The sequence below is a fragment of the Thomasclavelia sp. genome, from assembly GCF_047249845.1.
GTDB lineage: Bacteria > Bacillota_I > Bacilli_A > Erysipelotrichales > Coprobacillaceae > Thomasclavelia.
The window spans coordinates 21136-27135 of sequence record NZ_JBKTWO010000038.1 but is presented as its reverse complement, the minus strand read 5'-3'; the positions used below and the strand labels follow the sequence as shown (position 1 = coordinate 27135).

The window sequence follows — 6000 nt, the reverse complement described above, 5'->3', positions numbered from 1 at the left end:
ATAGCACAAAAAACACCATCATAAAAGCATATTTAGCCTCTCTCTTCTAAAAATCCTTAAATTCACATTTTATTTAAACATAAAATTAAAAAAGACAACATAAATCTAAATAGAATTATATTGTCTTCTAATATTTACGGCTCTATTGAAACAAGAATCACATCACCGCCAATGCTAACAACACATTCAAACGGAATAATTATACATGGTGCTTCTTTAAAAAAACAAAACAATTTAAAGAAACTATACTTTTCTACTACAATAGCTTGAATACTTCTAGTACACCAGTCAATTTCAATATCACTTATAAAGCCTACTTTACAGCCATCTACTACATTTACAACATCTTTAGATTGCAATTTTACAAATCTCATCAAATCACCATTAATATATATGCTTATTTTAGGTAATTATGTAGATTGTTTAATGCTTTTCTTTCAATTCTTGATACTTGTGCTTGAGAAATAAATAATTCTTTAGCTATCTCACTTTGAGATAATCCTTCAAAATATCTTTGTTTAATTACTTGATGTTCTTTTTGATCAAGTAATTTTAATGCATCATATAAATCTATTTTTTCATTAGTCCTTGATACAACTGTTTTATCATCACTTAAGGAATCAATCATCTTTAAATTATTACCATCATCATTTTTCACTTCTTCTTGCAATGAAGAAACACTATTTGTTGATAAAAGTGCCTCAATTATTGCACCTTGATCAGTCTCTAATTCATCAGCTAGTTCTTTTATCGTAGGTTCACGTTGGAATTTAGCTAAATAATGATCTTTGACTTTCAATACTTTATAAGCGAGATCACGAATCGAACGAGAAATCTTAATTTGATGATTATCACGTAAATAGCGCTTCATCTCACCAATAATTAAAGGAACAGCATAAGTTGAAAACTTCAAGCCATAACTAGTATCAAAGTTTTCAATTGCTTTTATCAAACCAATCACTCCAACTTGAAACAAGTCTTCACTACTATCACTTCGACCATAGAAACGCTTAGTCATCGAGATAACCAGCTTTGCATTATCATTAACTAATTTTTCTTTAATTTCAGGATCTTTAGTTGCTTGATATTGATCAATCAACTCATAAGTTTCTTTAGTTGTAAGTCTCTTTTTTGGTTCATGATAACCGTTTATAATAACTTGATAATTATTCATATTTGCCTTCTTTCATCCTTATTTTTAGCAAATATGACAAATTTATACTTATTTTATTTCATTATAATTTAATTTGTTTCTTAATTTTTTTATAATTTTTTTTTCGAGTCTTGATATATATGATTGTGATATTCCCATCATTTTAGCAACATCTTTTTGTGTTAGTTCATCATAATTCATTAAACCATATCTAAACATCAAAATTTCTTTTTCACGCTTTGATAAATCTTTAAAAGCTTCATAAAACATTGTTTTTTGATCACTTTGTTCTAATTCATTTTTAACAATATCACTATCAGTTCCAATAATATCTGATAACAATAACTCATTACCATCATAATCTATGTTTAATGGTTCATCCAATGAAATCTCATGTCTCAATTTATTATTTTTTCTTAAAAACATCAATATTTCATTTTCAATACAACGTGATGCATAAGTCGCAAGTTTAATATTTTTATCAGATTTAAATGTATTAATAGCTTTTACTAAACCAATCGTTCCAATACTAATTAAATCTTCTATACCTCCATTTTGTGCTGTATCATAACGTTTTGCAACATAGACTACTAAACGCAAATTATGTTCAATCAGTAAATCACGGGCATCACTATCACCGTTAGCTAATCTTTCTAACGCCTCTTTTTCTTCAAGGGTTTTTAATGGTGGTGGTAAAATATCATGCCTGCCAATATAATAAAGATATTTAGTTTTATTTAATAGTTTTAAAATAAATTTGATCATTACAAAACTCCTCCCATTAAGGCTTTATTTAATAAACATTCATATTGGATTCCATTAATAATCCCAATATAAATATCTTGTAACAACTGCTTATTTACAGTTATTTGATTTACTTTAATGATTTCAATATATTCACTTCTTAAATCATTTAATTCCATGATATCAATAATATCATAATCCTCAATTATTCCTGTTTTAATTAAAATTAATGGAAATCCCTCATAATAAACTTCATTTCCACTATCTAAAAAGCCTTCAATTAAATACTTCTTACCACTATACTCCAATTCCATTGGATACAAATAAGTTTCAATTCTAACCTTTCTCTTCAAATAAATAATAAACATTACTTGCATTAAAATCACTAATAAACCAATTACAAATAACATCATACTACTAGTATTTAACGGTGTAATTAAAATCCCATTATAAATAAAAGCATCAGGAATAAGTGAACTAGTAAAAAATAAAGTTGAAAAATAAATAAAAATAAAAATTGGATAATATAAAAATATTTGTTTATGATATAAATAATAAAATATGACCATCCAAATAATAAGAATAATCCAACTATATTTATCAACATATATTAGCAAAGTCCCTAAACTTAAAACCAAACTATGTTTAAGTACTTGTAAATATGTCATTTCCTTACTTAGTAATATTCCCATCATTTCCAATGATACTAAAATAATTAAAAAATTACTTAAATAAGTAAATTCTATATAAACCTCCATTTCTTCTTCACCCCTTGTTATCATATCGCTTTCAGAATTAAAAATATGTCAGTAAAAGAAAAACAAATCTGTTATTAACTTTTATAAATAAAAAAGTATCCTAAATCAATAGGATACTAATTAGATTCTTTTATTGCCTTAATAACAGCATTCCTAAAACCGTTAGCCTCAAGAGTTTCAACGCCCTTAATTGTTATTCCTCCTGGTGAACAAACCTGATCCTTTAAAATTCCTGGATGTAAAGCAGTTTCTTTTTGCATCATCCCTGAACCAATTAATGTTTGACTAGCAAGTTTATAAGCAACATCACGTGGTAAACCTAAGCTCACACCACCATCTGCCATAGCTTCAATAAACATGTAAACAAATGCAGGTCCACAACCACTAATACTTCCTCCAGCTTTCATTTGATAACTAGGAAGAATTAAAACCTCGCCAATACTTGAAAACATCTCTACTACAAACTCTAATTCCGTAGCAGTTAAAGAATTTTCTTTTTCTAATAATGTCATTCCTTTTAATACCAAAGCTGGGGTATTTGGCATAACTGATAAATGTCGTGTAGTCGGTAATAGTAATTGATCAAATTTATCATTATCATAACCTGCAACAATTGAAATAACTGCTTTATCATTTAATTTATCTTTGATTTTAACAATTACTTCATCGACAATATTAGGCTTTATAGCAAGTACTACCAAATCTACTTTTTCTACTAAATCTATTTCACTATCACAACTAATAATATTAAAATCATGATTCATTCTTAATAATTTTTCTTGATTGATATCAAAAGCATAAACTTTATCACCTTTAATAAAATTACTTTTAATAATTCCTCCAGCAATTGCGCTAGCCATATTCCCCATACCAATAAATCCAATTTTTTTCATACTTAAATTCCTCCTTTATTAAAAAAGCTAACAATGTTAGCTTATTAATTAAATCCTTCTATTTTTAATGAATGCAGGTGGAAAATCACTATCATCATCGTCATCATCCATCTCAAAACGTGCTGATAATGGAACTACATCCTCACTAGTACGTGATTTCAACATATTAGCACGCTGCTCAAATTCATCTTCTTTATCTTCTTCAAAACCTGTTGCAATAACAGTAACGATGATATCATCATCTAAATTATCATTAATTGCAATCCCTAAATATGTATTAATATCATCACCAACTTCTTGAGAAATTGTTTCCAATGCAATATTAGCATCAAATAACGATATATTTGGTCCTCCAGTTACATTAATGATCGCATCTTTAGCCCCCGCTACTGACACCTCTAGCAATGGTGAAGAGATTGCTCTTTTAGCAGCTTCTTTAGCTTTATCATCTCCAGAAGCCATACCTATACCAATTAGAGCATTTCCACGATTTTTCATAACTGCAGAAACATCAGCAAAATCAAGGTTGATAAAAGCTGGAATCGCAATTAAATCTGTAATGGTTTGCACCCCTTGTCGCAAAACATTATCCGCTTCTCTAAATGCTTCTTGCATTGGACGACCACCAATTAATTGTAAAAGACGATCATTTGATACAGTAATAATTGAATCAACATTTGCACGTAATTCTTCTATTCCTGAAATCGCCTGTTTTTTTCTTTTCATTCCCTCAAAAGTAAATGGCTTAGTAATTACTCCTACAGTTAACGCCCCTAATTCACGAGCAATCTTAGCAAAAACAGGAGCAGCACCAGTACCAGTTCCACCACCCATACCAGCAGCAATGAAAACCATATCGGCACCTTCTAAAACTTGACGAATATCTGCTTCAGATTCAAGAGCTGCTTTTTTTCCGATTTCTGGTTCTCCACCAGCTCCTAACCCTTTTGTCAAGTCACGACCTAATTCAATTTTGTTTTTTACTGGTGAACGTTTTAAAACTTGTAAATCAGTATTTGCGACATAGAATTCTACTCCTTCTACCCCTTCTTCTACCATTCGATTTACAGCGTTGTTACCACCACCACCAACACCAATTACTTTAATTCGTGCTACTTGTTCAAATCCTAATTCTTCACTCATGATAACTTGTTTCCTCTCTTTTTATATTAATCTTCACTAAAAAACGTATCCAATAACTTAGACACTTTGCCACTTTGATTTTTAGGCACCGATTTAGTTAACCCCTTAAATCGAATTGACATAGTACTTGTGATATCTGGTAAAACTAATGATGGTGTATACTCACCAACAATTTGTTTTCTTTCCATTAAATAATAAATCATACCAATTGAAGCAACTAATGACATATCACGCGCTCCAATTGTTTCAGGACGATAAATTCTAACAGGACATTCCAATACTTCGCTAGCGATCGTATCAAGTCTTTCTAACTCTCCTCCACCACCAACAATTAAAGTTTCATATTTACCCCCATCATCAATTACAGTAATCTTTTCTTTAATTTTATTCATTACTTCATAAGCAGTTTCATTTAATAAATCTGCCAGATCCTGTTGTGTATAGTCGCGTTTCTGCCCTTCAACAACAGTAGTATGGATAATATCATTTTGCCCCTTATTAATATCTAAAGAGCCATACTTGATTTTATAAGCTTCTGCCTGGTTCATAGAAATTTGCATATTTTGTGCAATATTTCTAGTAAAATCATAACCCCCAACCTGACAAACAGTCAAGTACTGTAAATATCCATCTTTATAAAATGAAACTGTCGAAGTCTTATAACCCATATCAATCAATACCGCACCCTCTTGAAGGTAAACAGCATCAAAAGCCTCTTTAGCACATGCAAAAGCATTAATGGTAATGTCAAGTACTTCTATCCCGCATTTTTCAACAACTGATATATATGGATAAAGTAATTCTTTACTAGTTGTAATAACTAACGAATCTACAATCAGATTTCTTGAAACTTCTCCAATCGGTGCTTCAATAGTAGCTCCTTTATCACTATGATATCTAACTGGAATGATTGATACTACTTCTTCATCTTTAGAGCGTTTAAACTTTGATGATAAACGTAGAACTCTAACAATATCATCACTAGTAATCTTAGAGCCAGCTTCTGAAAGACTGACACTACTATCACTTTGATATAATTTAGCTTTTATAGTTGGAATTGTTAAAGCGACGCTAGTAATCTTTGTTTCTAAAAATGCTTCCGCTTCATCAATTACTTTTCGTATATCTCTTGTTAAGATACGGTCATCTTCAATAATTCCCTTTTTCACGCCATGACTAGGAATTGTTTTAACAAATAATACGTTTACATTAATGTTACTTATCTCAGCAACAAGAAACTTTAATGTTGCACTACCGATATCCAAAACAGCGTAAATATTTTTCATCACGTATCTCCTTTTCTTAATAT

The 6000-nt window shown here is 30.0% G+C and carries 7 protein-coding genes; all 7 read right to left on the bottom strand.

The features are described 5' to 3' along the window. Window positions 1-134 precede the first annotated feature (134 nt). Window positions 135-374 carry a YlmC/YmxH family sporulation protein gene (locus ACLR9T_RS10100; RefSeq protein ID WP_092356486.1) on the bottom strand — a complete coding sequence of 80 codons (240 nt, stop codon included), beginning with the start codon at window positions 372-374 and terminating at the stop codon, window positions 135-137. Window positions 375-397: 23 nt separating this feature from the next. Next, window positions 398-1174 (bottom strand): SigB/SigF/SigG family RNA polymerase sigma factor, encoded by a 777-nt coding sequence (locus ACLR9T_RS10095; protein ID WP_413109419.1) that lies wholly within the window; start codon window positions 1172-1174, stop codon window positions 398-400. A gap of 48 nt (window positions 1175-1222) precedes the next feature. Continuing rightward, the gene (gene sigK / locus ACLR9T_RS10090; RefSeq protein WP_413109418.1) at window positions 1223-1918 is read right to left on the bottom strand and encodes an RNA polymerase sporulation sigma factor SigK; all 696 of its coding nucleotides are present in this window, start codon (window positions 1916-1918) and stop codon (window positions 1223-1225) included. Next, on the bottom strand, window positions 1918-2655 hold the full coding sequence (locus tag ACLR9T_RS10085; protein WP_413109417.1) for a sigma-E processing peptidase SpoIIGA: 738 nt from the start codon (window positions 2653-2655) through the stop codon (window positions 1918-1920). The genes sigK and ACLR9T_RS10085 overlap by 1 nt, the downstream gene beginning before the upstream one ends. Before the next feature lie 116 nt (window positions 2656-2771). Further along, window positions 2772-3548, bottom strand: coding sequence for a pyrroline-5-carboxylate reductase (proC, locus tag ACLR9T_RS10080; RefSeq protein ID WP_413109416.1), 777 nt, complete (start codon window positions 3546-3548; stop codon window positions 2772-2774). 48 nt (window positions 3549-3596) lie between these two features. After that, window positions 3597-4691, bottom strand: coding sequence for a cell division protein FtsZ (ftsZ, locus tag ACLR9T_RS10075; protein WP_413109415.1), 1095 nt, complete (start codon window positions 4689-4691; stop codon window positions 3597-3599). A 26-nt stretch (window positions 4692-4717) separates the two neighbouring features. Beyond that, complete coding sequence (gene ftsA, locus ACLR9T_RS10070) at window positions 4718-5977, bottom strand: cell division protein FtsA (protein WP_413109414.1); 1260 nt, start codon at window positions 5975-5977, stop codon at window positions 4718-4720. Between the last annotated feature and the right edge of the window lie 23 nt (window positions 5978-6000).

Excerpts from the sequence above, each read along its gene's own strand:
- ftsA (WP_413109414.1), bottom strand. The coding sequence starts at position 5,977 with ATGAAAAATATTTACGCTGTTTTGGATATCGGTAGTGCAACATTAAAG.
- ACLR9T_RS10095 (WP_413109419.1), bottom strand. The coding sequence starts at position 1,174 with ATGAATAATTATCAAGTTATTATAAACGGTTATCATGAACCAAAAAAG.
- ftsZ (WP_413109415.1), bottom strand. The coding sequence starts at position 4,691 with ATGAGTGAAGAATTAGGATTTGAACAAGTAGCACGAATTAAAGTAATT.
- proC (WP_413109416.1), bottom strand. The coding sequence starts at position 3,548 with ATGAAAAAAATTGGATTTATTGGTATGGGGAATATGGCTAGCGCAATT.
- sigK (WP_413109418.1), bottom strand. The coding sequence starts at position 1,918 with ATGATCAAATTTATTTTAAAACTATTAAATAAAACTAAATATCTTTAT.
- ACLR9T_RS10100 (WP_092356486.1), bottom strand. The coding sequence starts at position 374 with ATGAGATTTGTAAAATTGCAATCTAAAGATGTTGTAAATGTAGTAGAT.
- ACLR9T_RS10085 (WP_413109417.1), bottom strand. The coding sequence starts at position 2,655 with ATGGAGGTTTATATAGAATTTACTTATTTAAGTAATTTTTTAATTATT.